We start from the raw sequence: 2892 nt of genomic DNA on the forward strand, positions 1-2892 counted from the left end.
CAGCACGGCAACCTACGCTCGTTCCCTTTTACACCGCATCTCGGACGCGACCGTCACTTAGGGCTGCTCTCCGAGCGGGACAGGGTCAACGCCGACGGCCAGCCCCTTGAAAGAATCAACGCCGTCTACAGATACGTGAGATCCACCACGCCGTCCCACAGCTTCACGATCAGTGGATCGGTTCGGCCAAGGGCTACCCGACTGTCCCCAACGTTGAGCGGCGCGAGCGGTACGACGTGATGAGCGGATGATCAATCGGCTGAAGAAAACGTTCGGGCCATGACCAACCGTCCCGGCGAGCACGCGCGTACTTTCATCTTGGGACCATCGCAGTCACCGCCCTGACGATCCGGCTTTGCGCCTGGCTCCCTGTAGCGGCGAGGCAATTGCCCGCCGACACCAGAACCTCAGGAAACTCACCAGACGCATCCCATCATCACGGAAATATTCCTGTCACCTCGCCAACTGCTCCACGGCCTGGGCAATGAGCTCAAGGGACTCCTCCGGAGGCAGGGCCTCTCCCACAAGGGACTCGAAGATATCCCGATAGTCGGTGACCAACGAGTCGTCGGAACTGATCGACGGACCTTCGCCCCGCTCTCGATAGAGAAGGTCGTCAAGGCCTTCCTCGAACTCCAGCAATGTGATCGGTCCTATCGTCATCCCATCATGAGCTCCGGCACTGAAGGGAATCACCACGATGGTGATGTTCACATCGTTCGCGGCGAGATCGATCAGCCGCCGAAGCTGAGCCGGCATGATTCGTGGATCTTTTTTCACACCCACATGGCGTCGGATGACCGCCTCGTCGAGGACGAAGTACTGGGAGGGCGGCTCTTCCCTGGAGGCCAGTTCTTCCTGGCGTTGCCTGCGCAACTTAACCGCAGGGCCGACCTGGGTTGGGGCGGCCGTCCCCGAGACAAGCACCTCGGCGTACTCAGGAGTCTGCAACAATCCTGGGATCACAGAGGGCTGAAACTGCCTGATGAACGACGCGCCTGCTTCGTACCCCACATAACTTAGGTAGCCGTCCGAGATCTCACCCCTGTAGATATCCCACCAGGCCGACTCCTTGGCCCCTCTGGCAAGTGCTTGCAAGCGCTCGATCCTGGTGGGGGAGGTGACGCCGTACTCGGTCAGGAGTGCCCGCAGGTCTGACCTACTGATGCCGGTCTTCCCGCCCTCTATGCGGATGAACTTGGAGGCGGACCACTCCAGGCGCTTCGCTACCTGTTCCTGAGTGACTTTGTTGGCTCTGCGTAAGCGAACGAGCTCATTACGTAGCAGTGCTCCCTGCACCACAGGCCCCGAACCACTGACAGCCATGTTTCCTCCCAACACTGCGTAGCAGCTGATTGCCGTCATTCTGCTACCTGGCGTGCCGCCTGGTAGCTTGATGGAAGACTGCAGAATGACAGCTGTCTCTTCATCGAGACAAGATCAACCTTATTTCCCCTGCTGTCAAGTCGCTCCGACATGCCCGGAGTGCCACGGAATGCCTAAAACGGCCCAACCGAGATAGGCTTGTAACGTACCAGATGACAGGTGGCGCAACGACGGCGGTCAGAGCGCCCCGACCACAGCTTGGGAGAGTGTTTACCCAGCGTATGGGAAGCAGGGCGCGAAGGCCGAGCATCCCCTACCCCTGCCCTGTCGACGAGATCCAACCCCGATCGAGGAGGTGAGACCACCGTGTTTACCTCGCGCCAGGCGTGGGTCTCCCTCACCCCATAGACCGAAGGCACCCTCGCACACAGAGGGCCGCACCTCTCCCCGTCTTCACCGTGGCGGCCAACCAGTAAAGGTGAAGACGAGGGAGGGCGGCCCTCCACCGACCGTCAGGAAAGTTCCACAATGCGCGTAACCCTGATCGCATCCGTACACCTGAAGGTGCGAGCTCGGGGCGCCGCCGATCACTAAACGCGACTAGATCGACCTCCCCCACGCGGGGAAGGCCCGAGCATGGCATACAAATCACGGCTGAGCAGGCAAAACATCCTCACGGATCCTTCCAGTCTAGTCGCGATCATGCTGTGCGGACCAGAGATAACGGCACCGCGACCCGAATAGGGGGGGCGCTCGAAGAAATGTCTTCACAAGAGATCCTCGGCGAGGAGGCAGAGGAGCAGTCGCCTGGCGACACGCTCTGGAAGAAGGCGCTGAAGAAGGTCAGCGGGTTCGTGGGCGGATGTGCGACCGGTGTGCTTATCGCGGTCATCGCCTCCTTCACCATCAAGGCCATCGACAACTGGTGGCCGCTTCCTGCCATCAAGATCACCTCACCGGACGGGCGGAATCACGTGCCGGCGAAACCGTGCCTGCTGATCAGCGGGCACGGCCTTCCAGACGACGGACAGACTCTTCTGGTCTACGCTTCCCAGACCAACGGGGGAGCCAAAATCGGCAAGATCCTGTTCGTCGCCGATGTGCACTCCGACGGCGAAGAGTGGTACGTCAACATTCCCCTCAGAGGCAGGGAAGGTGCCTGGTACCAGATCAGGGTCGCCTCGATGAACACCGAGCAGGCCCGTTACTACGCGAGAATCGCCAACGACCCTTCGGGCAGGGCCATGTGGGAGGACAACAGCGTGCCTCCCGGCGCCCATCGGGCCGACACGGTGGAGGTCCAACGGGATAAGGGACCCGATCCCGATCCGCAGTCCTGTTAAAGCGAGAAACCACGGCGGAGTTCTGGATGAAGGTATGACCTATCATCACCCGGAGACGAGGAGGCGGGCGCACAAAAGAGCGCCCGCCACACCAGGCGGCGGGATTCAGCTTCGTTGATAGGACACTGGTACTACATTCGTAGATCCGCCGGGAGCGGATCGCCACGGCGTCGGTAGTGGCTGATCAGGGCACGGGTCTGGTGGAGCCGCCGAAAGTGTGACC

General features: G+C 60.9%; 2 protein-coding genes. One reads left to right on the plus strand and one right to left on the minus strand.

Annotated features, from left to right (window positions below; translation table 11 throughout):
* Positions 1 to 453: 453 nt before the first annotated feature.
* Positions 454 to 1365: a helix-turn-helix transcriptional regulator gene (locus tag AB0G16_RS38555; protein ID WP_362815951.1), complete on the minus strand. Its 912-nt coding sequence runs from the start codon at positions 1363 to 1365 to the stop codon at positions 454 to 456.
* A 668-nt stretch (positions 1366 to 2033) separates the two neighbouring features.
* Between AB0G16_RS38555 and AB0G16_RS38560 the strand changes: the two genes are divergently transcribed.
* Entirely contained in the window at positions 2034 to 2669 is a 636-nt protein-coding gene (locus AB0G16_RS38560; protein ID WP_362815952.1) for a hypothetical protein, read from the plus strand.
* Positions 2670 to 2892: the final 223 nt, after the last annotated feature.

This window comes from Streptosporangium sp. NPDC023615 (genome assembly GCF_040640155.1).
Classification (GTDB): Bacteria; Actinomycetota; Actinomycetes; order Streptosporangiales; family Streptosporangiaceae; genus Streptosporangium.